Source organism: Roseburia hominis A2-183, assembly GCF_000225345.1.
In the GTDB taxonomy this organism is placed as follows: domain Bacteria; phylum Bacillota; class Clostridia; order Lachnospirales; family Lachnospiraceae; genus Roseburia; species Roseburia hominis.
Genome location: NC_015977.1, coordinates 1412282 through 1435556, shown reverse-complemented (window position 1 = coordinate 1435556; position 23275 = coordinate 1412282). Strand labels below are relative to the sequence as shown.

Genomic DNA, 23275 nt, shown 5'->3' with positions numbered 1-23275 from the left:
CTGGTAGCGGTAAAGCTGCCGGTTATATCATAGCTCCATCTCATGTTTCTTTCTCTGTACTGCCTGTGGCTGCTCCCTCCGGCGCAGTGCGGTATCTACGGCGTTCTGCACCTGCCGTAGCCGTATGACTTCCTCCCGGAGTGGCTTGTGCTGCGGAGACAGTTCGGCATACTCTGTTTTTAACTGTGCGTATTCCTGTTTCCATGCTTTCAGGGCAATGGGTTTTCCATCCAGTTTTTCTTTCAAAATACGGCGGGCGGCATAAAACAGCCGTAACTCCGCATCGTGGGATGTTTCAAATTTCTCCCTCTGTTTCTTAAACTTGATATTGTTCAATTCCGTATGAACAGGTTTTAGCCGCTGGTAATTCTCGCCCTCCCGTATCAATTCCTGCAATTCCTTTATCCGGGCAGATTTCTTTTTCATGGAGTCGCTTAACGCTTCAAATTCTTCGTTGACAGAGGAAAGACGCTCCTGCAAATCCTCTAATGTGAGCAGCTTGTTTTCCGTCAGATAATTGACGGCTTCGGCAAACTGCTTTAAGTTTCCGGTTCTGGCTTTATTGCTCCATGCCCCTGCGTTGCGCTGGTTGTAATAAGCGATCAACAGGTCGGCAAGGCTCGGTGTCTGCGGTTTGGAAAGTTCTTCTTTTACCTCTGCCATCCAGACAAACAGGGCTTTGATCTTCTTCCTCACATCCTGCATGAGCCGGTTGGTGGCTTTAATCCAGCGGTTCAGTTCCCCTTTCTCGGTGCGGATGCCCTTTGCTTCCATCTGCCGGACATTAGCTCCCTCGTGGACAGTAGGTATCAGGTCAAGCCCCTGCCGCACATAGGAACGGTGGTCGATACGCACATCCAGCCCTTTTTCCTCAAATTTTGTATTAACGGCAGCCGCCCACTGCTCCCGCCAGTGTTCCAGCGTTTCCGGCTCATGCCAGTCTGTTGTATGGACAGCGTTAAACATATAATCGCCGTTTTTATCCCGGATTCGGTTTCCATCTTCATCAAGAAGATATTCCCGACGCTGTTTTTGTCCCCATGTGCCATCCGGGTTCAAAGGGCGCATGGTTGTCATCACATGAAAATGCGGGTTAGGGATGCCGCCGTCCTCTTTCTCCGGGCTGTGAAAAGCAAGGTCGGCAATCATGCCTTTTGTCACAAACTGCTCCTGTACGAACTTCCTCGCCAGCTCCATGTTTTCTTCCAGCGTCAATTCATTCTGCATGGCAATATCAAAGGAATAGGCAAGCTGTGCTTTTGGATGTTTCTCGCAGTTCTCCACAGCATTCCAGAGGGTCGCCCGGTCAAGATATATTTCCGGCGCATGGGGCGGCAGCATGATTTCCGAAGCGATCACGCCGCCCTTTTTGGTGTAGTCGCTGACTTCTCCATAGTAGCTGCTGTAAAGACGCTCCCCGGCTCGATAGGCTGCGCTGGCAATGGCGCTCTGACCGGCGCTGCGCTTGATCTGTGCGATTGAAAAATGATAAAGTGCTATCCTTAGTCACCGCCTTTCTCCTGCCCGGAAATACGGGCGTGGTTCTCTGTGGCAGACCGGATGAAATGCTCCGCCTGCGGCAGATTCAAAATGCTTTCCATGAGGGAATAAAATTCCGCTTCGGATAGCTCCTTTGTCTGTGGTGCAATGCTCTCAATAGCTGCCCCACGGGTAATCAGCCGGTGCGTCCTCTGTTTCCGGGAACCGCTTTCCAGATACGCCTGCCGGTTTTTCAAACGCTGCATTTTCCGTTTTTCCTGTTCCAGCAGGACAGTGGTTTTTTCATATTCCTGCTTCAACTGTTCCAAAGATTTTTCCATGTTCTCACATCCTTTGCTGATAAGATAAAGAAAGACCATCCGCAGACAGTCCGTGTGTCAGTGCTTCTATAAAACCCGATGAAAAGGGAAAACCGCAGAGCGGATTTCTCTTTGCGGCGGGTACACAGGGGATAGCCGCTTTAGCGGCGCAAGGGGGTGTAGCCACCTTGTCGGAGCGAAGCGAACGCAGACCTCGGATTGCTGATTTTATCAGCGGCAGAGGTAAGCTCCGCAGGACGCACGATACATGGTCTTTAGACTATGTATAGAAGTGCGCCCTTAGTTTCTAAGGGATTTTGCCGTTTCCGGCAGTCTTGTCCTTTTTCTTGGAACGCTTGGAAAGATACTTCGGGCAGTCAACCACAACCGCCCGGAAGCTCTGTTTACATTCGTGCTGGCATTTCCGGCACAGTTCGTTGTAAGTGATACGGCTGCGGTCATTTAAGAAGAAAGACCATTCCAACCGCCGCTTGTTACTCATTCTTGCCATAACCGGCTCCTTTCTCCGTTTCTATCTGATGTACGCAGATAGGCTGTTTTGGTGTAGCGTTTCGGTATCATTTTTAAGGTTTTTCCCTCTGTATACCCCTTTGTAAAGTGCGGCAGTATTTGCAGTCAGGGAATGATAACTCACGCTTATTTGTCGCTTCTCGGTACGGTTTCGGAGCCTTTTGCCATCCATTCAAAGAAAGCAATTTTGCTGACCTTGATAAGTCTGCCCCTGCGGAACGCTGGAAAGCCGGGTGTGTGTACCAGCTCATAGGCGCTCGCTCTTGAAATTCCCATAATCCGCTGAATGTCCGCCACATCCAGAACCAGCGGTAAATCCTCGTAGCTGTTCAATCTCTTTTTATCGTTCATTCTGTTCCTCCCATAAATCAAATAGGTTAAAATGCTTCCTGCTGCCGTTCTCCCCAAAAGCCGTTTTCCTGCCCCATTCCTGCGGTGTTTCCCTGCATTGGTGCGCCGGATGCGTCACTTCTCCTGCCGGTCATATCCCTTTTGGACGGTCATTCACTTGTCAAGGTACTGTGTGGCACGAAATTACCAACTGCAATCATCATAGCGGACTATCCTTGACAAAACAATGCTTCTGCGATACCATGAGTGTAACAGATATAACCGAATTATATAATTACCATAAACAAAGGCAGGGGATAGGGATGGAGAATCAGTTTATACGGCATGAGCCATGTTTTGAGAGGATTTTGTTTGTCCTGACGCTGGACAGGAAGAAAATGAAAGAGCGGATTTTGATTGGGGAAGAACAGCAGATCCGCTTCCGGCTGAACGGGAGCCAAAACGCAGAGGTGCTTTGTGATATGACACGCCCACTGGGAACTTTTTTGATAAACTTTGAGCGTGACACGGACAGAGATTGGAACTTATATGGGCTTTCTCCGCTGCGGCAAGCCCTCCACTCCAACAGATGGAAACAGCCGGAGCTGGAGCAGGCGGCAAGCGAATTTCTCTGGGGAAAATATCTTAGCAACGATCCTCTGAAAATGTATGTAGCGTTCCGTATCTGGAACAGCTATCTGCTTGCCAGAGAACCCCGTGACCGTAACGCTGCCTGTGACCGCTTCATGGATAAAATGAGCAGCCTGACCGGGGTATTCCATAACGAAACCATGATCTTTGACAGAGAAACAGGAAAACCGAAACATTTTCAAACTGGCAGCCTTTATTTCAAAGGCGCACCGTCAGAAGATACCCGGCTTGACCTCTGGTTCCCGGACAACCGGCGCACAGAAGAATGTGTGTCTGCCTATGCGTCCCTCTACCCGTTGATTACCTATTATCTGAACAGGCTGAATGACTGGGGGCTTTGCTTCCGGCAGTGCAAGGTCTGCGGGAAATATTTTCTGGCAAAGAGCCAGCGGTATGAGCTGTGCAGCGACAAGTGCCGAAAAGTACAGGCGCTTCAAAACAAGCGGGAATTTGACGAGAGGGCAAGAGAAAACAACTATGACCTGCTTTATAAAAATGAATGCCAGAACTGGCGCAACAAAATAAACCGAGTAAAGAATACCGCAGGCTTTCCGGCTGACCGTCTGGAAAAAATACAGGCTGCCTTTTCCGACTTTAAGAAAGAAGCCTTGCAGAGAAAAAAGGCTGTAAAAACAGGAACGGCCAGCCCGAAAGAATTTACGGACTGGCTGTATCAGCAGAGTAATGTAATTGTTGAGCTGACCGAGATATGAAAAACTTTCTATCGTCAATTTCGCATTATTGCAATAACAGATTGCTTCTTCCATGAATGGTAATATTATCATCAAACTTTTGGAAGAACTATAAATGTCCGAGGTGCCTTTGATTTCGACAAAAAAACAGGCTGAATTGTTACAAAGCTCGGACATTTCAAAAGAATTTTTTGAAAAACACTAAAGAAGCGGAGCAGCTAAAATCTGCTCCGCTTCGATATGATTGATCTAAGGATGTTTTGCTATTTGATTAAACTCACTCTGTCAACCGCAATCGCTCCACAACTGGAAGGTTAACGTCAGTTTTGTAGACCCATATAGGCACAATAAGGCAGATTAGCAACACCAGTCCAGACACCAGCACCAGTGGGATAAATGGATAGGAGAAAACAGCATAATAGGCCACTTTACTAAAAATCATATATAGCAAGATGAAGATTGCTGTTCCAATGGTGACTGCAAGGGAAAGGGAAACGCCCCAATAATAGAAACCTTCCATAAATAGCATTCGTTTGATTTGTCGCTTTGTCATTCCAATGCTTTCAAGAACAGCTAATTCATAGCGCCGAGTATTTACATTGACAACCATTGTATTGACAAAGTTCATGACACCAACAAGCAGCAGGATCACGGACAACCCTGTTCCTAAAACCTTTGCTGTAATGAGATATTCCTGCATTTCTTCTCGCCGTTCATATCGGGATATAATATCAATGTTAGCTTGTGATGCGGTGATTTGCTTTAATTCTTGCAGTATACTTTCGTCATGTTGACCATCCGTATCAAAGGCCACGCGGAACACTCTATATTGCGGAAAGAGTTCTTTCAAAGCTGTTTGACTAATATACAAATCAGGAGCCGTCCCTCTCTCATTGCCTCCTCCTGCTCGAAACCCTTCATTCAAATAACCGTTCGCTACAATAAAGGAATGCTGTCCGTTCTGCGTCTGGATTGTTATTTCCTGCCCCGGCTGAATAAGGTCTTCTACTGTTTTGGACAGCAGCACAACCTTTCCTTGTTCAAAGGCAGACGTGTCAATAGGCAAGTTTAAGGTTTTATTGATTTCTTCCAAATATGCACTGTCAATTCCAAAAACCCCACTAAAAAAGTTTTGCTGATAATTTTCTAATTTTGCCGGATCAGAAAAATCAATGCCGTTTACTCCGTCTAATGACGCAAGAAACTCGTGAAATACAGCATCGTCATATACAACATCTGCTACTACTTGAGGATAAGGTGCATAGGTCAACCTCAAATTCTCAATGCCGTCAAGCTGACCAACCTCTGAAACCATTTCGCTGGAAATTAAATCTTCTCTTTCGTGGATACTATATGTGAGTGCAAAATCGCTTACTCCCCATTGGCTCACATAATTCTCCGGGTTTAAACCATGTAATAGCCCTGTGACGACAAGGAACAAGGAAAGGCCGAAAAAAAGCGATGCAAAAACAAGGGTTGTACTCTTAGCATTACGAAAGACATTGTTCCATGCCATTCTGGACAACTTCATTTTGCTACAATTTCTGGCGCTACTCTTTGTGCTGGCTGCTGTATATTGGAGTGCTGCTATTGGTGAAACACTTCCGGCAATTTTGGCGGGCTTCATGCTTGCAATCATAACGGTAATGAACGTAAATATGGCCGCTCCTATGAAAATAAACGGCGAAAAAGATACTTTTGTTCCCACATCAGAATTTGTTGAATACATCATATTCAGGAAGTAAGGAACAATGCCAAAGGAAACAACCGCACCAAGTAACAGACCAATCGGAATACCAATACAAGAGATTCTGATTGCCTGCTTATAGATAATTCTCTTTATCTGCCTTTGGGTCGTTCCAATCGTTTTAAGACGGCCATAGAATTGCACATCTTTTATGACAGAGACATAAAGAATATTATAAATCAGCAGATAGCCGCTAAAGGATATAAAAACTGCTAAAATTATTACAGCTAAAATAATAGTTCCACCATTTGCCTGTTCTAATGGTACAATTTCAAATGTTTGCCCTTCTGTAAAGTCAATCTCACGCCGCAATCTTTCACAGTTTTTGTCAGCATTATCATTGCCTTGAAAACGGATCATTGCCGTAACACTATTATCCAGTGATACATTTAAGCTATCCTTAAAAGCGGATGAAACATAAACATAACCACGATTATTTGTGCGCACTGGAATGTAGTCCGTATAGTAGCCCGACAGCAAAAAGGTGTCCGTGACATAATCATAGCTATCGCCAATTTGGTATGACAACACAATCTCCATCCCTATTTGCGGATCAGAAATGCCCATCTGTTCAAGCACCCATGTAGGTAGCATAATTTCGTTTTTACTTGATGGGTAATTTCCTACAACACCTGATATAGTAGGAAGACGGTGGTGTTCCCACTCTGTATCATTTATCCATACTACACCTAATCTTGCGTTTCTCAGTTGTTCTGTATCAACACTACCTAAACGCTGCTGTATACCTACGTCAAGGACAAGGTTTGATTTTGAAATTTCAACCAACTGATTTTCTGTTACATTTGTGATTCCGACATCAGCGGTAGTTCCCATTAACCGAATTTGTTGCATTTGGTAGGTTTCAAAGTAACTAAAACCAATACTGAATGTCGCAGTTATCATAAATGCAGTTAGCACAAGAGCAATGATTGCAAATAAATTACGCTGCCGTTCACGATGCAAACTGCGCTTTGCCAGCTTCTTTTCAATGTCACTGGTATCATTTTCAAAAGGCCATGTCATAGCTTGCCACCTCCTTATTCCACAATCCTGCCATCCTCAATGCGGACAATCCGATCTGCAAGGCGGGCTATGTCGTCATTGTGGGTAATCATTACAACGGTTTGCCGGAACTCCGCGCTGGTGCGCTTGATAAGTCCCAGCACCTCGGCGCTGGTCTTGCTGTCAAGGTTACCGGTTGGCTCATCGGCCAGCACAATAGCCGGTTTGGTAATCAGAGCGCGGGCAATCGCCACACGCTGCTGCTGTCCGCCAGAAAGATTATTCGGCATATTTTTCAGTTTATCTTCCAGCCCCAGCAGGTGAACGATCTCGTCCAAAAACTTCTGATCCACCGTGTCCCCGTCCAGCTCCACCGGCAGGACGATGTTCTCATACACATTCAGAATAGGAACAAGGTTATAGTTCTGGAAGATAAAGCCGATGTTGCGGCGGCGAAAGATGGTAAGCTGTTCATCGTTCTTCTTTGCCAGTTCTTCGCCCCGGACGATCACGGTTCCGCTGGTGGGAGTGTCCAGCCCGCCCATCATGTGAAGCAGGGTGGACTTGCCGCTGCCGGATGTTCCCACAACGGCCACAAACTCGCCGTCCTCCACGGAGAAGTTCACACCGTCAAGGGCGCGGGTAATGTTCGGCTCTGTGCCGTAATACTTTTTCAGATCAATCGCCTGTAAAACGCTCATACTCAAAACTCCTTTCAAGGCTTTCTGCCTGTTGATAAGGCTATTGTAAAACCCAAATGTCCGCGAAATGTTACAGCGGCCAAAAAATTTCATTGAAAATCGGGGGTGAAATGTTACAACGCTCGGACATTTCCGCCGAAAAACTGCCACTGGCAGCTTTATCGGCACACTGTTGCGAAAAGACTTACGGCGGGCAGCCGGAAATGGCCGTCCGCCGCGTTCTATTTTGTCGGCAGCATAATGGAAAATTCTGAACCCTTGCCCGGCTCCGAAACCACTTTGATATAGCCGCCTTGCCGCGTTACGATCTCGCGGGCCAGATACAGGCCAATGCCCACGCCCTGCTGTTCGTGTACTTCTTCCTCACGATAGAAGCGCCGGAAGATGGCAGCCTGATTGCTTTCGGAAATGCCCTTGCCGGTGTCGACTACTTTGATCTCCACATACATTTCCCACAGCACCACTGACACGGCGATTTTCCCGCCTGCCGGGGTGTACTTCACTGCATTGTCCAGCAGGTTAAAGAGGGCTTCGGATGTCCACTTGCTGTCATGGAAAACGGTCAAATCCTCCGGGCAGTCCACGGACACAGCGATTTCCTTTTTCTCCGCTGCATACACAATCCCACTCATGGCCTGCGCCACGGTATCAAAGAGGCGACCCGGCTTCTTGTCTAACTGGATCACGCCTGTTTCCAGCCGGGAGGTTTTTACAAGGGCCTGAAAGAGAAAGTCCAGCTTATCCGTCTGGCTGCGGATTCCCCGGATAAAGTCGGTGCGCTCCGCCTCGGTCATGGGCTTTTCCAGCAGGGTGTCCGTCGCCATTTTCAGATTGCTCACCGGCGTTTTCACCTGATGGGAAATATCTGATACAAGGGTCTGTAACTCCTGCCGTTCCTCGTCCACCCGGCGGCGGTTCTCCTGCATGATCTGGTAAAGCCTTGCCAGCCGGTGTCCGATTCTAGCAAGCTGGGTTTCGCTGTCCTCTGGGCGCTGGGGCGCTTCATTCCCAGCGATCATGTGGTCTAAAGTCTGGCACAGGTCAGCGGTAAACTGCGACAGCCGCTTTCCAAACGCCTGCGTCAGTACAAAAATCCCCACAAGGGCGCACAGCAGCAGCGCCCCGCCCGTCAGCAGCACCGCAATCTGTTTTGTCACAAAAAACAGGGCTATGGTGATCCCGGACATGGAGAGGACAAGCCCCATTGCCACCCGGCCAAACAGCCGCTTTACCGAGAGGTTTTGAAACTTCATTTTGCCTCGCCTCCCGTCCATTGATAGCCCATGCCGTAAACGGTCTTGATGTAGGGGGGGCCGCCATCAGATTCAATCTTGCTGCGAATCCGGCTGATGGAGGTTGTCAGGGTGTGTTCGTCCACAAACCTTTCATCTATATCCCACAGCTTTTCCAAAAGCTGCCCACGGGTCAGCACTTGCCGGGGATTTTTGCGGAACAGGTTCAGCATTTTGTACTCCATCGGGGATAGGGTCAGGGGCTTGCCGTTTAGGGAAGCCGTCTGCTCCGAGAAGTCCAGAAACAACCGCCCGTCGTCGTAAATGTCCTTGGCCGGTTTGTGGTGTTCCAGCATGGCGAACATGGCTTTGATTTTCCGCTGCAAGGCCCCAATCACAAAGGGCTTTGTGATGTAGTCCACCGCGCCCACCTCATAACCCCGTATCTGGTCGCTCTCCTGATCGTTGGCGGTCAGGAATATTACGATGGTGTCCGGGTGCTGAGGCTTTATTAGCTTGCACAGCTCAAAGCCGTTCCCGTCCGGCAGGTTGATGTCCAGCAGCACTAAATCAAATTCCCGCTGGCGGATGGCGTCGGCTGCGGTTCTGGCATTTAGGGCAGAAGTCACGCCATAGCCGTCTGCGGTCAGGTTATAGGCCACCATCTTATTCAAAAAACTGTCGTCCTCGACAATTAAAATCTGCTTCATATCCTCACTTCCTTTGCTTTTTGCAGATAGTATAACAGGCAAATGTCCGAGAATTGTTACAAGGACAAATATATTTATCATTTTACAGCTTTTTTATGTGTACTGCAATTTTATAAAAGAAAGGACAGCAGTATCATCAAATTGCTGTCCTTGCGGTTTATTATAGCTGGTAGTGTATAAGCGTGGGTTCATCATATTTGGTGTGGTATCTTTAACTATGGGAAACTCCCGTCTCGTATTTGGAAAGTGTCTGCCTGGACACATCAATCTTCTCCGCCAGTTCCTCCTGCGTCATTCCACGCATCTTCCGCAGCATCATCAGATTATCTTTGAACATGTTTCCTCTCCTTTTTCTCTCCAATCACACACCATCTTATGACCGGAATTCTTTTTATCAGCTCATAGAGAAGATAGCCGCCCGCATAGGCTGCAATTCCCGACAAAAGGTAGGCTGCAACCCCCGTAACTTTGGTGTAGCGGTCCAGAAAATATGCCGCCGCCGAGAGTGCCAGATAGTGGAACAGATACAGTCCGTAGCTCTTTTTAGAAAGCCACGCTGTCTTTCGCGACGTACGGTTGCCCCAGCGCTTCATTCCTCCCAGGACTGCCAGACACACCGTTCAGCCATACAAAATGGAAAACGGACTGTTTACCACCGGCTCCTCTGCATAATTTTCCCCAAAATAATACCGCACATAAAAAACTGTCAGCACCACAGCCGCGGTTGCAAGCGGGACGCTCACGCACGCCAGCCGGTCGGTCACTTTTTTATGGGAAAAGACATAGTAGCCCAGAAGGAAGCAGATGCCGTATATTCCGAAACGATACACACAGATCACCGGCGTATTCAAGATCTGGGCAGCTCCCCAGACGGGAATCACAAGCAGAAAAAGAACGGGCAGCGCAGCTTTTTCACCAAACGCATACAACCGGTCTTTTTCCATTCCATTTTTTATGCTTTCTGTTAAAAATCATTGCATTTCTCTTATCATCTGTTGTACAGACAGAATTCCGTCAGGGATTACATCTCTTGCACGGATCATATCCGGCTGCAATCAGTTCCTCCCTGCTTCCGGAGAATGCCGCCTTGTTTTCCGGCGACATCTGCGCAACACTCGAGCAGGATGACCGGTGAAACTTCTTTGTGTTCGTATTGAGCACGTATTCTCCTGTCACGTCCGCTGTGCCGCCCGCGGCAGTCTCTCCCCCGGATGATGCCTGTGCCGCGCTTCCTGCGGTATCTGCCGCCCCGGATGTTCCCGTGGTGTCCGCAGCACCTGCCGCGACCTCATCCCCGTCCCGGTAATCCTGCGTCGCGTCCACGCTCCAGCTAAGGGAGGTTCCGTCACTTGTGACCGTGATGGTTCCCTGCAGATCCGTCCGGTAGAGCGCTGCCCCGCATGCCTTCACCCGGTCGAGTACCGTGCGCGTCGGATGGCCGTAGGAGTTCCCCGCACCCGCACTGATCACAACCGCCGACGGCGACACGGCGCGCATAAACGCTTCGGAGGAAGACCCTTCACTCCCGTGATGACTTGCCAGATACACGTCCGACTCCAGCGTCACGCCGGAGTCAAGCATCGCCTGCTCTTCGGCTTTTCCGGCGTCACCGCAGATTAAAAAGCTGGTGTCGCCGTACACAAGGCGGATTCCGACGGAATTATCATTATCCTCCTTCGGATCATAGGCTTTTGGGCAGACCACCGTAAAAGAGGCATCGCCAAGCGTGTAAGTGTCTCCCACCGCCGGGTAGGCAAGTGCGATATCCTGCTCCTTTATCACGCGCTCAAACGACTCATAGACTCTGGTATCCGTCACGTAATCGGGAGCAAGCACCTGCCCGCAGGAAAATGCGTGCAGGGCGCCGACCACACCGTTTAAGTGATCCGCATCGTAGTGAGAAGCGATCACATAGGCGAGTTCTTCCACGCCCTGTTCCTTCAGATAGCTTACCACAAACGAGGAGTAATCCCTGTTGCCGCCGTCGATCAGCATATACGCTCCGCCCTGCTCCACTAAAACGGCATTGCCCTGTCCGACATCCAAAAACGTCACCGACAGCGTTCCGTCCGGCGTCTGTCCTTCCCCCGGCTCTGCCATCTCCTCTGTCGGTGAGCCGCCATTCTCCTGCTGCTCTGCCATCTGCAATTCCGACATCTGACCATCCTGCAAGGTTCCTCCGGACAGTGCTGCCTGCTGCCTTACCGCCTGCCCGTCCGATGCCGCTCCGCATCCCGACAGCAAAAGAAGCAGGGCCGCACAAAGTGCCGCTGCCCCGCTTCTGATTCTGCTGCTGTTATCTCTCTTTTTCTTCTGCTTCCCCGCTGTCTGCATGTCCTTTTTCCTCTTCCATAAAATACATGCGCGCAGCGAAATCCTGAAAATACCGCACCTCATTGTTGTATCCGGTTCCGCCGAACGCCTGTTTAAGCTTCACTCCATGATACATTAACATATCTCCGGCTACATGGCAATCCTCGATCTCCCCGTCCATCTTCTTAAATCTGGCGATCAGATCCAGCGCCAGCGAATCCTGCTTAATGTGTACCGGGGAGACGGTATTGACCAGATCCCCGAAATCCTTGATATTGTATTTTAAGCTGCGGTTATAGAAATGGTACCGCGCATCGGGTTTTAATCCCTTCGCGTGATAGCTGTGATACTGGGTATTCGGTACGACCAGCTTCTGCATGAGCATACCGACCGCACGGGTCTGGTCTTCCGACACACAGGTCCACTCCATCTGGTTCCCCGCACTCTGGGAGAGTACACTTTCATGTGCCCCCTCTCCGAATGTGCGTCCGCGGTAAAACCGTCCCTTCTGCAATACCTCCCGCCACTGTTTGTACAGTGCGATCTGTGCCTTTACCGCCGCAAAATCCTCGCGGGACAGATCGCAGAAATTGCACTCATAGCCGCAGATGCCGAATGCCGCCACGGCGAACCGTGTCTCAAGCGGCGTCACGCGGAGCGTCTGGTGGTTCGGGCACGCCGACACATGGGCGCTCACAACGGACATCGGATAGCCGTAGGAATAGCCGGTCTGAATCTCCGCCCGGCAGAGCGCATCCGTGTCATCCGACGCCCAGATCTGTGGAAAATAGGATAAAATTCCAAGATCGAACCGGTTGCCGCCCGCCGAGCATCCCTCAAAGAGAATGTCCGGGAAACGCGCGGTAAGCTCTCTCATGCACCGGTACAGTCCCAGCACATAGCGGTGTGCCACCTCTCCCTGCCGCTCCGGCGGAAGCGCTCCGGAATAGTAATCCGTAAACGTCCGGTTCATATCCCATTTGACATAGGAGATCTCCGCCGAGGAAAAGACATTCGTCATCGTCTCGATGATATAGTCCTGCACTTCCGTTCTCGTAAGATCCAGAATGCGCTGATTGCGTCCCTCCGCGTGCGGTTTTCCCGGAATCTCGATCGTCCAGTCCGGATGTGCCTGATAGAGATGACTGTTCACATTCACCATCTCCGGCTCCACCCAGATACCGAAATCCAGCCCGAGCGCCTTGATCTTTCTTCCAAGTCCCGCAAGACCTCCCGGAAGCTTCTTCTCGTTGACTTCCCAGTCTCCCAGGGAATGTGCGTCATCATTGCGCTCGCCGAACCAGCCGTCGTCCATCACAAAAAGTTCTACGCCGGCTTCCTTTGCCTTCTTCGCCAGAGCAAGCAGCTTTCTCTCATTGATGTCAAAATAGGCTGCCTCCCAGCTGTTAAGCAGCACCGGACGCACCTTGTGCTTAAACGCTCCACGCACGATGTGCTCCCGCACAAATGCATGCATGCACTGGCTCATGCCATTGTAGCCCTCGCAGGAATACGCCATGACCGCCTCCGGCGCCGCAAAGTTCTCCCCCGGAGCCAGCAGCCAGGAAAATGACTGCGGATTGATGCCGGCAGTCAGGCGCATCTTGCCGTAGCCGCTCACTTCCGCCGCCTCATAGTGATTGCCGCTGTAGATGAGGTTGCATCCATAACACTCTCCGGTATCCTCCGTCGTATCCGTCTTTGCAATCATGACGAACGGGTTGGCACGGCTGGAGGAGGTTCCCGTGTAGGACGCATTGACATGTTTTCCCGCCTCCATGCGCGTATCGGAGCGGTGCATCTCCCTCGCCCACGCACCGGTAAAGGTTGTAAAAACATACTCTGCCGGATCAAAGTCGATCTGGGTGCTCATCAGGCGATTCAGACGGACCGTCTCCCCGCTCTCATTGAAGAGAACGGCGCTTCGCACAATCGCATCGCACTCTGCGTAGACATCATAATGAAGTTCCAGCACAAGATCATAGGAATGATCGCGCAGCCTTACGCTGAGACGCTGCGCCTCCCCCTTCTCGTCGTAAGCTCCCGGGAGATCTCCGTTTTCTGTCCCCGCCGTCTTTTCTGTGATCTCATAGCTTTCATAGCGGAAATCCGAAGTGGTGCTGCCATCCGCGTGCACGATCTCCACAAACGGTTCGCGGATGTCCCCTTTTCCGTAGGAGGACATCTCAAGCCGCATGTCCTCCAGAGAGAACGCCGGATGCTCCCCGTCGCAGAGATTCGTATTTCCCGGTGCAAATGTATGCTTCTCCACCAGCGGAGCAACATCACACTCCGCCGGATGCTCAGGCAGCGTCAGGTGCCTTCCGTAATACAGATGCTCCAAATGCCCTGTCTCCATTCTCCGGAAGCAGTATGTCGTATGCGCCGTCTCCAGCACAAAAATATGTCCGTCCGCTTTTATCATTTAGTATGCCCCTTTCTTGACCTGCTCTGCGATCTCGGCAACCTTCTCCTCCGTCAGAATATACTTTTTGTGGAAAATGAAAATGCCGCACAGAAGGCAGATGATCGGAAGAATCGTCATTGTCATGCGCAGACCTACCACCGAGGATGTGGCAGCTGTCGCAACTGCTGCGGTATCTGTTGTATCGTTGCTCAGATTGCAGATCTGTAAGCAGATCGATGCAATCAGTGCCGCCACGCCGCTCGCCAGTTTGACCACGAACGTCTGCATGGAAAAGATCACGCTCTCGTCACGTCTGTGATTTTTCAGCTGTCCATAGTCTACGGTATTGGCAAGGAACACCGTCGTCAGCACTGTCAGCACGCCGTTTGCTGCAAAGATGAAAAATCCCGGGATAAACAGCAGTATCACGTTGGACATATTGGTGAATGCCAGTACTAAAAGCACCACATAACCGATGATTGCCATAGCAAATCCTGTGTAGAACACCTGGATCGTTCCCATGAATTTGCGCAGCAGCGGGAATAAGATCATCATGGACAGAATCTGTACCGCTCCGCCGAACGTATTAAACAAGGTGTAGCTGTTGTACCAGCCCTCGCCGCCGAAGTCATATTTAAAGAAATAGATCACAAGGTTTGAGGTCGTATAGACCGCACAGTTGATGAGAACGATGGTGATCACGACCGTCATCGCCTGGTCGTTCTGAATCAGTGCACGGAACATCTGTCCCACAGACGGAGAATCCACATTGACCGTAGATTTTTCCTTGACGTTGACACATGTAATCGTCGTGAAAAGTACAAATAAGATTGCAATGATGAGTGCAAACCACTTGAATCCCACGCGCTCATCCCCGCCGCCAAGACGGTATACACATAACATTGTGATGATCGTGATGATGGCAGAGCCGACGCCCGCACAGGAGCGCGCCATCGTGGAAAGTCCCTCACGCTCTTTACCGCCCTCGGTAAACGCCGGAATCATTGACCAGTAAGGGATATCCATCATCGTGTACGTCACACCCCAGAGCACATAGGTGACTGCTGCATAGGCCACCAGACCGCCTCCGTCGAGTGCCGGCGGTGCAGAGAACATCAGGTAGAGCATGATGGCATTTAAAATCGTTCCGATCAAAAGCCACGGGCGGAATTTTCCCCATCTCGTCCTTGTCTTGGCAACCACCACACCCATGATCGGATCGTTGAACGCGTCAAACACACGCGCTGCAAGTAAGATCACGCCCATTGCAAACGCACTCACCCCGAGAATATCCTGATAATAATACAGTATGTAACTTGCGGAAAGCATGTACACCATGTCTTTTCCGACTGCTCCAAGTCCGTAGGAGACTTTTTCTTTTCCTGTCAGTTTCATGTGATCCTCCAATTCTGCGCCTTCGCGCTCCCCTTATCTCTTCTCCATCGCAAGCTCTACCACACGGTAGGCTCCGTCGTAAATTCCTGCTGCCTTGTTCTTCTCGATGCAGTCGCACATATCGTTAAGCAGCGCGTCCTCGTTTAAGAACAGATCCAGCATCTGTACCGTGTGCGGAATATCTCTGCACTCTAACGTGCCGTCCCCGATCTCTGCGGAGTGGATGGCGCCCCACTGCTCATGCCCGCCGACACGCTTGATAAACAGCTTCGGCACCGGGTAGAATGCCAGCTCGCTCGGCTTTGTCACAAGCACATCGCAGCTTCTCATCAGAAGGTTCGTGCAGTAGACTGCCTCGAAAATATTCTCATGCCAGAAGCCGTGGATGCCGCTTACCTCACCGGTAAGTGCCTGTGCGGCAAACTCTGTCGTATCCTTCCAGTTATTAAAATGCTCCGTTGCAAACTTCTTCATTCCCGGGATCTCGCCGAGCAGCTCCTCCCAGACATTGCGGTAATCACCGACATTCACATACAGTGCGGCTCTGCCGTCCCGAATCGCAGGGAGCAGATGTTTAATGATGGAAGCAAAAATCTCTCTCTGTGCTCCCGCTCCTCCGATTGTGAGAAGAAAACGCATCGGCTTTTTCTCTCTCTTGCGCGCCCGTCTCGTCTCACAGTCCGCCTCGATGTTGCTCACCAGCTCATGGTCGATGTAATGTCCCGTATAGATCAGATCATCCTCAGGCATCGGGCGAAGAACGTCAGCTCCCTGCATGCCGTTTAAGATGCGGTAGCCCTGGTAGGCGTAATGCGTCTGCACGGTGTGAATGCTTCCCTCCGATAAATGCAGCGCCATTGGCCAGTTGTCCGGAATCGCGTTGACCACATGCTTCATTCCCGCATGGATTGCCGCCTGCGCCGGCCACACGTGTGTCGCCACCACCGGAATCTCCTTCGGCACATTCGCATAGACCGGAGCCATCAGTTCCGCGTTTTTCTGATCCGCGGCATTGTAGGAAAGCTTCCGGAAGCCTTCATAGTTCATCGGCTCCCAGACCAGACGGTTAAACAGTCTGCTCTTCTGGGAAAGTCTTGATCCCAGGGAATACAGATCATTCTGCGCACCAATAACTTTTGTGCAGGTCGTCTGCGGGTAGGAATTCAAGTCCATCCAGTACGGTACATAGCCCATGGAATGTGCCGCAGATGCGATCGCCATGGAAATGCGGTAATGTCCGAATCCCATGCGGATGTTGCCGACGATGATTCCCTTTTCCGTGTCAAATCCCACGTTTTCTCCCGTCTCTCCCACACGGATGTCATGTACGTCCAGCATATCGCCGATGTATTCATTCTTCTTCACGATTGCAGGATAATCTGCCCCTGCATCGTCCCCGAATTTTTTTGCATATTTCTTTTTCGACTTTACCGCTTTCCGGTATACCTTATCCGGCATCGGATTGCCAAAAATAACTTTTGATTTTTCTTCCATTGCCTGTGTTCCCTCTCTTCTCTTACAATCTCTGTCGCTCTGCCGCTGCCGCAAAGCGCAGTTCCACCGGTTCGGTCTGTGCATTCCGGATGACAAGCCGTGCCTCACCGCTCTCACCCGTCGTCTTTATATAAGTGCCGCCCATTCCGCCCTCCAGCGAGATGACGGACGGTCCGATCAGCTCCACCGGTCCGCTCACCTCAAAGCTTACCGGCTCATTAAAGAAGCTAAGCAGATTGCCGTATTCGTCCCGCGCCTCAATCCGGATGGCCGCCACATCGTAGGTGCTTTTCTCCTGAAGTCCTGTGTGATCCGCCCGTGCAAAAAGTACAACCTTTGTCATCGGCTTTTTGATGAGTTCCGCAGTCACGCCGCCGTCCGACACCGCCTCAAACCGGTATGTCGTGGAAGTGCCTCCCCAGTCTCCGATATAGCGGTTATAGAGCACCACCGCATCGGTCGGCTTCATGTGATAAAGGAGCAGCATCTTAAGCGCCGTCACATACACGGATTTCGGAAGATGCGACAGTCCGTAGCGTGCGGTCGCATTCAACGCATCCTTGATTCCCTTTCCCTGCGCCGTTGTAAAATGTTCGTCCTTCTCGATCGCATCTCCGATATAATCGTCGATCACGAGCGGTCCGTGCGGCAGATGTTTCCACGGGGAATCCTCTCTCTTGTATTCCTTGATAAAACGGTCGTTTTTGTACATCCGCACACTGTCTGCGTTGGTAAAAATGTAGGTCTCGCCGCGGTTGCAGCCCGGGTGCTCCCCTATGTCCATGGAAGAACTCAGTTCCAGAACCGTATGCTCCTCCTGCTGGCATTCATAGACCCTCGCCGCCAGCTTCGGATTGCGGAACATATCCATCACGCCGTGGTAACAGATGCGGTCTCCGCTGCCGAAATCCTTGTGTGTGTTGTAGTCGAACATGCACCAGCCGAAGCTTCCTGCAATGTCACCCTCCGCAGCCGCCGCGTCGAGCACCCGCACATGGCGCAGCGCATGTTCCGCGCGGTGTTCCTCCCAGTCGAATGCCTTGGTCGGATACATGTGGCCATTGTACTCGCTGATCAGATACGGCTTTTTCGGATCGGATGTCACCGCCGCCTTTTTCTCACATCCCTGGTTCGTGCCGTCATGCACAAAATCATTGTAAGTGTAGACGTCTTCCAGAAGACTGCTCTTTTTGTGCGCCCGCACACCGCCCGTCGGTCTGGATGGATCGAGTTCGTGCGCCGCCGCGTTCGTCCTGCGGTAAAAATCATCATCGTCCTGCGACTCGTTGATGCGCACGCCCCAGAGAATGATGGACGTGTGATTGCGGTACTGCATCACCATATCGCGCACATTTATAACCGCCTGATCCTTCCACGCCTCATCGCCGATGTGCTGCCATCCCGGAATCTCCATAAATACCAGAAGTCCGATTCTGTCACACTGGTCGATAAAGTAATGAGACTGCGGATAGTGGGATGTCCGCACGGCGTTGACGCCAAGCTCATACTTTAAAATATCCGCGTCCATCCGCTGCATGGATTCCGGCATGGCATATCCCACATACGGATAGCTCTGATGTCGGTTGAGTCCGCGGAGCTTTACTTTTTTACCGTTCAGATAAAAACCGTCCGCCTTAAACTCGGCATGTCGAAAGCCTGTGACCGTCACATTTTCATCCAGCACCTTTTCATCCTGGATGAGCTGTGTGCACACCTCATAGCAGACCGGATGAACGGTGTCCCACGGCAGAACGGATTCCACCGTATAGTCGAGCACAAGCTTTGTTCCGGTCAGTTCACATTCGCCCAGAAGACGGTAGCCGCTCTCGCCGCATCTTTTGATCTTCTGTCTGACGCTAAGATTCTCCCCACCGCCTTCCGCCGTAATCTCGGAGATCAGTCTGCCGGAGTCACCGGAAAGATCTCCCCGCACAAACACATCCTTCAGATAGGTTTTCTCCTTGATGTCGAGCCACACCTCACGGTAGAGTCCGCCGTATGTCATATAGTCAATCACAAATCCAAACGGCGGTATATTCACGCTCTCCCTGCTGTCCACCTTGACCACCAGCGTGTTGCGGATGCCGTAGACGGCATCGTCGCTGATGTCCATCGTGAATGCCGTGTAGCCGCAGTGATGTTCCCCGATCTTCTTCCCGTTCCAGTAGACTTCGCTCTCATGCGCCGCCCCGTCAATCGTGAGCAGCAGACGTTTTCCTTTCCATTCTTCCGGAATATAGACATCTCTGCGGTATCCGCTGACCATCTGGTAAACAGATTCGTCAAAATAGTGAAGCGGTGTCTCCTTTGCCGTGTGCGGAAGCCGTACCGGAATCATGTTTCCCACGTCAAAGCCGTCGCCTAGCATTTCTTCCGTAAATTGCTCCGAAAACTTCCAGTCGTCATTTAAATATACTCTGTTCTCCATGTTCTACCTTTGCCTGTCACCTTCCTGCATTGCCACGCGTTTATCCCGCCGCCTCCGGCACCACAATTCCGTTTACCAGAATCGAAACCACCTCATCGAGCGCTTCCAGATAGGAAAGCCCGCTCTGAATCAGGATATCTCTCTGGAAAAACTGTTCTACCGTGGCCTCCAGCATCATCTTTACGATCGGAATGCTGACCTTGCGGACCACGCCTTCCGCCATTCCCTGCTCCAGAAGCTGGATCGTTGTCTCCCAGCCGGTCTCCAGTCTTTTTTCCACCTGCTTGTAGATCACCGGATACTTGTCCTTTAACAGATAGAGCTGTCTGAAATCCACATCCCGGTAACTCTCCGGAATCACTCCGAGAATCCGTCTGATCTTCTCCACCGTAGAGAGCGCGTCATCCTCCACGATCTGCTGTTCACTCTCCTTGATGGAATCGAACATGTAATCCACCATCGCAAGAAACATCGACTCCTTGTCGCGGAATACGGTATATATGGTCTTTTTGCTCATTCCGAGGATTTTCGCCACATCGTCCATGGTGAACTTCAGGCCTTTCTCATTAAACGCTTTGATCGTTCCCTCCAGGATCACTTCTTTCTGCTGCATCTTTAGCCACCTCCCTCTTTTGGAAACTATTTTTATTTTTCTGGTTTCCTTTATTCTATCACGATTTCCAGGTTCTCACAAGAAACCGAATTTACAAAATCAGTTTCCATTTTTTGTATAAATGTACTAAATTCCGGTCTTTCAAGCGCCTGCGCGTTCTTGCAATCCCGCCGTACAATGGGTATAATATGGTTAATTACAGACATGGAGGACATCATGGAAAACGATCATATCAGAACGATTCTTAATAATATTGAAAACGGAACGCTCACCGCGAGCGAAGCCTACGCGCAGTTAAAGCTGGCTCCTTTTGAGGATCTCGGATACGCCAAGGTCGATCATCACCGCGAAGTGCGTCAGGGAGCGCCGGAAGTGATCTACGGAGCCTCCAAGACCAAAGAACAGATCGAGGGCATCACGAACAGTCTGCTCGCCCACTGTCCGGAGAATATCTTAATCACGAGGCTTTCCCCGGAATCCGCTGCTTACCTTTCCGAGCGTTTTACGCTGTTCTACGATGAGGCGTCCCGCATCGGCATTGTGAACCGTACGCCGCATATCACAGCGGAGGGAACCATCGTCGTAGCCACAGGCGGCACGAGCGACATTCCCGTCGCGGAGGAGGCAGCCTTAACGGCAGAAGTGCTCGGCAACAAGGTCGTACGCGTCTATGACGTCGGCGTCGCGGGACTGCACCGCCTGCTCTCCAACATGGAGCTGCTCTCATCCGCCAATGCCATCGTCGCCGTCGCAGGCATGGAGGGCGCTCTCGCCAGCGTCATCGGCGGTCTCGTGGACTGCCCTGTCATCGGCGTTCCCACAAGCGTTGGGTACGGCGCCAGCTTTCACGGCATTTCCGCGCTATTGTCCATGCTCAATTCCTGCGCCAGCGGCGTATCTGTCGTCAACATCGACAACGGCTTCGGCGCGGGCTACCTTGCAAGCATGATCAACCACATCGGCGGCTGATCACACCATCCATCACTCTAACAGGAGGTTTCTTCTCACTATGAAAACAATTTATCTGGAATGTAATATGGGTGCTGCCGGAGATATGTTGATGAGTGCCCTTTATGAGATCTGCGATCAGAAAGAATGGTTTTTGCACAAGATGAACACCGTCTTTGCCCCTTATCATATCGTGCTTTCTCCGGAATCCGCCGTAAGCTGCGGTATCAACGGAACCCACATGAAAGTAACGGTGGACGGTACCGAGGAGGTCTCTCTCGATGTCAAGGCGGGACATGCCCATCACACGCATGCAGAGAGTCCGGATGCATCCTTTGCCCACGAAGCGTCCGATTCTGCGGAGGACGGACACTCCCACACGCACACCACCTACGCCGCCGTCTGCGAGGAGATCGCATCCCTTGATCTTCCCGCAGAGGTAAAGGACGATGCGCTCGCCATCTACCGCCTGCTCGGAGAGGCAGAAGCAAAAGTACACGACACCACGTTAGAGCAGATCCATTTTCACGAGGTGGGAACACTCGACGCACTCGCGGATGTGGTCGGCTGCGCGCTTTTAATCCGCACGATCGCACCGGAGCAGATTCTCGCGTCGCCCCTTCACGTCGGAAACGGCTTTGTAAAATGTGCACACGGCGTGCTGCCGGTTCCTGCCCCGGCGACCGCAGAGCTTCTGCGCGGCATTCCGTTCTACACCGGCTCCGTGACCGGCGAGCTTTTAACCCCGACAGGTGCTGCCATCCTGCACTACTATGTGCTGCGCTATCTCCCGATGCCTACCATGACCGCGTCGGAGATCGGCTACGGCATCGGCTCGAAAGATTTCGGCATCGCGAACTGTGTCCGTGCTTTTCTCGGCGACACCGCCTCCTATCTCGCTGCCGAGGAGGAGGAGCCATACTCCTGCGACGATACCATTTTATCGATCTCCTGCAACATCGACGATATGACCGGCGAAGCGCTGGGACTTGCAACGGAGATCTTTATGGCAGCCGGGGCACTGGACGTCTTTACAATCCCGATCCAGATGAAGAAAAACCGTCCCGGCATTCTCTTAACCTGTCTGTGTGAGATGGAGGAACGTGAAAAATTCACAGGGCTTTTCTTCCTCCATACTTCGACCAGAGGCGTGCGCTACCAGGTGTTCGAACGCGCAAAGCTGGAATCTACTTTTGAGACGCGCAAGACCTCGTACGGCAATATCCGCATCAAAAAAAGTTCCGGCTACGGCATCCAGAAGGAGAAAGCGGAATTTGAGGATTTAAAATCCGTGGTCTTAAAGAACCACTGCGCCCTCTCTTTGAATGAAATCGAGAAATCCCTGCACTAAAAAACGTGCGGGAGACTGCACATACCGCAGTCTCCCGCACGTTTTTTGTGTACTGTAATGAATCCCAGTCTACAGATTTTCCTCTTCGATCGTAAGCATCCCGGATCTTACCGCAAGTTCCACACCGGGGCACTTTTCCTTGTACTGCTCCATCAAAAGCAGCCAGAGCTGGTGAATGTGATCCGCAAGCACCGCCGACATCTCCACACTGTACGGCAGTAAGGTGTGAAGGTCGAAAAAGCGGATTCCCTCCGGCGGCAGAAAGACCAGATTGCTTGAGCGCTCCTTATCCCCGGATTTCTTGAGCAGCTCATAGGTAATCATGCAGAATTCTTTTCCGCGGTAGTTACAGCTGTAAGACGCATAACACTCATCAATCGTCCACTTTGTTCCGTGCTCCTCCTCGATCGGCTTCTCGGAAGCATCATTTCCCTCTGTGGTCTGTACTTCCAGTCTCCAGGAAAGCTTCTGTGCTTTTGTCTCCGCAATCATCTCCGTCAGTTTACGGCATAATTCTTCCTGTTTCATTTCTCTACCTCCGTATTCTCCCAGCGGACTGCCTTCGCCTTCTGCAATGCTTCCGGCCGCTGTGCCGCTACCGCCGCTTCATCCGACGCATGGCGGTCCAGCCAGTCTGCATAATACCCGACAGCCTCTTTTGTGCTGTCAAACTGATACAGCAGGGGCTTCCTGCCCCAGTCCGCCACATAGACCCGGTTATAGTCCAGATACGCCGCCACCGCCGTCTCACCGGTGTCACGGTGCCTGTAACACTGTTCCATCACCGGTTCGCCCTGCACTTCTTTCAGTCCGGCGCCTTTGATCTTCTGCTCGAGTTCTTCCACCGAATCAAACAGTGAAAATAACTCAAGCTGTCCCTCAACATTCTTCCCTGCCATAGCCTTCCTCCCGCACAAGCCCGGATCAGCCC

General features: G+C 51.1%; 22 protein-coding genes. 3 read left to right on the top strand and 19 right to left on the bottom strand.

Features of this window, described 5'->3' with window-relative positions:
- Positions 1-27 precede the first annotated feature (27 nt).
- The 4 genes from mobQ to RHOM_RS06340 all read right to left on the bottom strand — a co-directional run bounded on the left by mobQ (position 28) and on the right by RHOM_RS06340 (position 2681).
- Positions 28-1500, bottom strand: a complete 1473-nt coding sequence (gene mobQ / locus RHOM_RS06355; RefSeq protein ID WP_074104019.1) for a MobQ family relaxase — start codon at positions 1498-1500, stop codon at positions 28-30.
- A gap of 2 nt (positions 1501-1502) precedes the next feature.
- Positions 1503-1820, bottom strand: coding sequence for a DUF3847 domain-containing protein (locus RHOM_RS06350; protein WP_008816380.1), 318 nt, complete (start codon positions 1818-1820; stop codon positions 1503-1505).
- Between the two features lie 286 nt (positions 1821-2106).
- Positions 2107-2310 carry a hypothetical protein gene (locus RHOM_RS06345; protein WP_004614949.1) on the bottom strand — a complete coding sequence of 68 codons (204 nt, stop codon included), beginning with the start codon at positions 2308-2310 and terminating at the stop codon, positions 2107-2109.
- Between the two features lie 146 nt (positions 2311-2456).
- Positions 2457-2681: a helix-turn-helix domain-containing protein gene (locus RHOM_RS06340; RefSeq protein WP_008368839.1), complete on the bottom strand. Its 225-nt coding sequence runs from the start codon at positions 2679-2681 to the stop codon at positions 2457-2459.
- A 302-nt stretch (positions 2682-2983) separates the two neighbouring features.
- On the opposite strand from RHOM_RS06340, the gene RHOM_RS06335 reads away from it, so the two are divergent.
- The gene (locus RHOM_RS06335) at positions 2984-4024 is read left to right on the top strand and encodes a hypothetical protein (RefSeq protein ID WP_014079456.1); all 1041 of its coding nucleotides are present in this window, start codon (positions 2984-2986) and stop codon (positions 4022-4024) included.
- A 256-nt stretch (positions 4025-4280) separates the two neighbouring features.
- Here RHOM_RS06335 and RHOM_RS06330 read toward each other — a convergent pair whose 3' ends face one another.
- From RHOM_RS06330 to RHOM_RS06275, 13 genes are all read right to left on the bottom strand, one after another.
- Positions 4281-6773 carry an ABC transporter permease gene (locus tag RHOM_RS06330; protein WP_014079455.1) on the bottom strand — a complete coding sequence of 831 codons (2493 nt, stop codon included), beginning with the start codon at positions 6771-6773 and terminating at the stop codon, positions 4281-4283.
- A gap of 14 nt (positions 6774-6787) precedes the next feature.
- Complete coding sequence (locus RHOM_RS06325; RefSeq protein WP_014079454.1) at positions 6788-7453, bottom strand: ABC transporter ATP-binding protein; 666 nt, start codon at positions 7451-7453, stop codon at positions 6788-6790.
- 221 nt (positions 7454-7674) lie between these two features.
- Complete coding sequence (locus RHOM_RS06320) at positions 7675-8706, bottom strand: sensor histidine kinase (RefSeq protein WP_014079453.1); 1032 nt, start codon at positions 8704-8706, stop codon at positions 7675-7677.
- The gene (locus tag RHOM_RS06315) at positions 8703-9395 is read right to left on the bottom strand and encodes a response regulator transcription factor (RefSeq protein WP_014079452.1); all 693 of its coding nucleotides are present in this window, start codon (positions 9393-9395) and stop codon (positions 8703-8705) included. The genes RHOM_RS06320 and RHOM_RS06315 overlap by 4 nt, the downstream gene beginning before the upstream one ends.
- 211 nt (positions 9396-9606) lie before the next feature.
- Complete coding sequence (locus RHOM_RS06310; RefSeq protein WP_014079451.1) at positions 9607-9732, bottom strand: helix-turn-helix transcriptional regulator; 126 nt, start codon at positions 9730-9732, stop codon at positions 9607-9609.
- Positions 9719-9988, bottom strand: a complete 270-nt coding sequence (locus tag RHOM_RS16495) for an acyltransferase family protein (RefSeq protein WP_052298519.1) — start codon at positions 9986-9988, stop codon at positions 9719-9721. The genes RHOM_RS06310 and RHOM_RS16495 overlap by 14 nt, the downstream gene beginning before the upstream one ends.
- A 27-nt stretch (positions 9989-10015) precedes the next feature.
- Positions 10016-10339, bottom strand: coding sequence for a hypothetical protein (locus tag RHOM_RS16490; protein ID WP_052298518.1), 324 nt, complete (start codon positions 10337-10339; stop codon positions 10016-10018).
- A 70-nt stretch (positions 10340-10409) separates the two neighbouring features.
- Positions 10410-11729, bottom strand: a complete 1320-nt coding sequence (locus RHOM_RS06300) for an MBL fold metallo-hydrolase (protein ID WP_014079450.1) — start codon at positions 11727-11729, stop codon at positions 10410-10412.
- Complete coding sequence (locus tag RHOM_RS06295; RefSeq protein ID WP_014079449.1) at positions 11692-14133, bottom strand: alpha-galactosidase; 2442 nt, start codon at positions 14131-14133, stop codon at positions 11692-11694. The genes RHOM_RS06300 and RHOM_RS06295 overlap by 38 nt, the downstream gene beginning before the upstream one ends.
- Positions 14134-15510 carry a glycoside-pentoside-hexuronide (GPH):cation symporter gene (locus RHOM_RS06290; protein ID WP_014079448.1) on the bottom strand — a complete coding sequence of 459 codons (1377 nt, stop codon included), beginning with the start codon at positions 15508-15510 and terminating at the stop codon, positions 14134-14136.
- A gap of 33 nt (positions 15511-15543) precedes the next feature.
- Complete coding sequence (locus tag RHOM_RS06285; protein ID WP_014079447.1) at positions 15544-17004, bottom strand: DUF6937 domain-containing protein; 1461 nt, start codon at positions 17002-17004, stop codon at positions 15544-15546.
- Between the two features lie 22 nt (positions 17005-17026).
- Complete coding sequence (locus RHOM_RS06280; protein WP_014079446.1) at positions 17027-19432, bottom strand: glycoside hydrolase family 2 protein; 2406 nt, start codon at positions 19430-19432, stop codon at positions 17027-17029.
- 40 nt (positions 19433-19472) lie between these two features.
- Complete coding sequence (locus tag RHOM_RS06275) at positions 19473-20045, bottom strand: TetR/AcrR family transcriptional regulator (RefSeq protein ID WP_014079445.1); 573 nt, start codon at positions 20043-20045, stop codon at positions 19473-19475.
- A 216-nt stretch (positions 20046-20261) separates the two neighbouring features.
- Here RHOM_RS06275 and larB point away from each other — a divergent pair, with 216 nt between their 5' ends.
- Entirely contained in the window at positions 20262-21014 is a 753-nt protein-coding gene (larB, locus tag RHOM_RS06270; RefSeq protein WP_014079444.1) for a nickel pincer cofactor biosynthesis protein LarB, read from the top strand.
- Between the two features lie 40 nt (positions 21015-21054).
- Positions 21055-22344 (top strand): nickel pincer cofactor biosynthesis protein LarC, encoded by a 1290-nt coding sequence (gene larC, locus RHOM_RS06265; protein WP_014079443.1) that lies wholly within the window; start codon positions 21055-21057, stop codon positions 22342-22344.
- 69 nt (positions 22345-22413) lie between these two features.
- Here the strand turns inward: larC and RHOM_RS06260 are convergent, their stop codons facing one another.
- Positions 22414-22872: a hypothetical protein gene (locus RHOM_RS06260; RefSeq protein ID WP_014079442.1), complete on the bottom strand. Its 459-nt coding sequence runs from the start codon at positions 22870-22872 to the stop codon at positions 22414-22416.
- Entirely contained in the window at positions 22869-23243 is a 375-nt protein-coding gene (locus RHOM_RS06255) for a hypothetical protein (protein WP_014079441.1), read from the bottom strand. The genes RHOM_RS06260 and RHOM_RS06255 overlap by 4 nt, the downstream gene beginning before the upstream one ends.
- Between the last annotated feature and the right edge of the window lie 32 nt (positions 23244-23275).

Excerpts from the sequence above, each read along its gene's own strand:
- RHOM_RS06350 (WP_008816380.1), bottom strand. The coding sequence starts at position 1,820 with ATGGAAAAATCTTTGGAACAGTTGAAGCAGGAATATGAAAAAACCACT.
- RHOM_RS06345 (WP_004614949.1), bottom strand. The coding sequence starts at position 2,310 with ATGGCAAGAATGAGTAACAAGCGGCGGTTGGAATGGTCTTTCTTCTTA.
- RHOM_RS06340 (WP_008368839.1), bottom strand. The coding sequence starts at position 2,681 with ATGAACGATAAAAAGAGATTGAACAGCTACGAGGATTTACCGCTGGTT.
- RHOM_RS06335 (WP_014079456.1), top strand. The coding sequence starts at position 2,984 with ATGGAGAATCAGTTTATACGGCATGAGCCATGTTTTGAGAGGATTTTG.
- RHOM_RS06330 (WP_014079455.1), bottom strand. The coding sequence starts at position 6,773 with ATGACATGGCCTTTTGAAAATGATACCAGTGACATTGAAAAGAAGCTG.
- RHOM_RS06325 (WP_014079454.1), bottom strand. The coding sequence starts at position 7,453 with ATGAGCGTTTTACAGGCGATTGATCTGAAAAAGTATTACGGCACAGAG.
- RHOM_RS06320 (WP_014079453.1), bottom strand. The coding sequence starts at position 8,706 with ATGAAGTTTCAAAACCTCTCGGTAAAGCGGCTGTTTGGCCGGGTGGCA.
- RHOM_RS06315 (WP_014079452.1), bottom strand. The coding sequence starts at position 9,395 with ATGAAGCAGATTTTAATTGTCGAGGACGACAGTTTTTTGAATAAGATG.
- RHOM_RS06310 (WP_014079451.1), bottom strand. The coding sequence starts at position 9,732 with ATGTTCAAAGATAATCTGATGATGCTGCGGAAGATGCGTGGAATGACG.
- RHOM_RS16495 (WP_052298519.1), bottom strand. The coding sequence starts at position 9,988 with ATGAAGCGCTGGGGCAACCGTACGTCGCGAAAGACAGCGTGGCTTTCT.
- RHOM_RS16490 (WP_052298518.1), bottom strand. The coding sequence starts at position 10,339 with ATGGAAAAAGACCGGTTGTATGCGTTTGGTGAAAAAGCTGCGCTGCCC.
- RHOM_RS06300 (WP_014079450.1), bottom strand. The coding sequence starts at position 11,729 with ATGCAGACAGCGGGGAAGCAGAAGAAAAAGAGAGATAACAGCAGCAGA.
- RHOM_RS06295 (WP_014079449.1), bottom strand. The coding sequence starts at position 14,133 with ATGATAAAAGCGGACGGACATATTTTTGTGCTGGAGACGGCGCATACG.
- RHOM_RS06290 (WP_014079448.1), bottom strand. The coding sequence starts at position 15,510 with ATGAAACTGACAGGAAAAGAAAAAGTCTCCTACGGACTTGGAGCAGTC.
- RHOM_RS06285 (WP_014079447.1), bottom strand. The coding sequence starts at position 17,004 with ATGGAAGAAAAATCAAAAGTTATTTTTGGCAATCCGATGCCGGATAAG.
- RHOM_RS06280 (WP_014079446.1), bottom strand. The coding sequence starts at position 19,432 with ATGGAGAACAGAGTATATTTAAATGACGACTGGAAGTTTTCGGAGCAA.
- RHOM_RS06275 (WP_014079445.1), bottom strand. The coding sequence starts at position 20,045 with ATGCAGCAGAAAGAAGTGATCCTGGAGGGAACGATCAAAGCGTTTAAT.
- larB (WP_014079444.1), top strand. The coding sequence starts at position 20,262 with ATGGAAAACGATCATATCAGAACGATTCTTAATAATATTGAAAACGGA.
- larC (WP_014079443.1), top strand. The coding sequence starts at position 21,055 with ATGAAAACAATTTATCTGGAATGTAATATGGGTGCTGCCGGAGATATG.
- RHOM_RS06260 (WP_014079442.1), bottom strand. The coding sequence starts at position 22,872 with ATGAAACAGGAAGAATTATGCCGTAAACTGACGGAGATGATTGCGGAG.
- RHOM_RS06255 (WP_014079441.1), bottom strand. The coding sequence starts at position 23,243 with ATGGCAGGGAAGAATGTTGAGGGACAGCTTGAGTTATTTTCACTGTTT.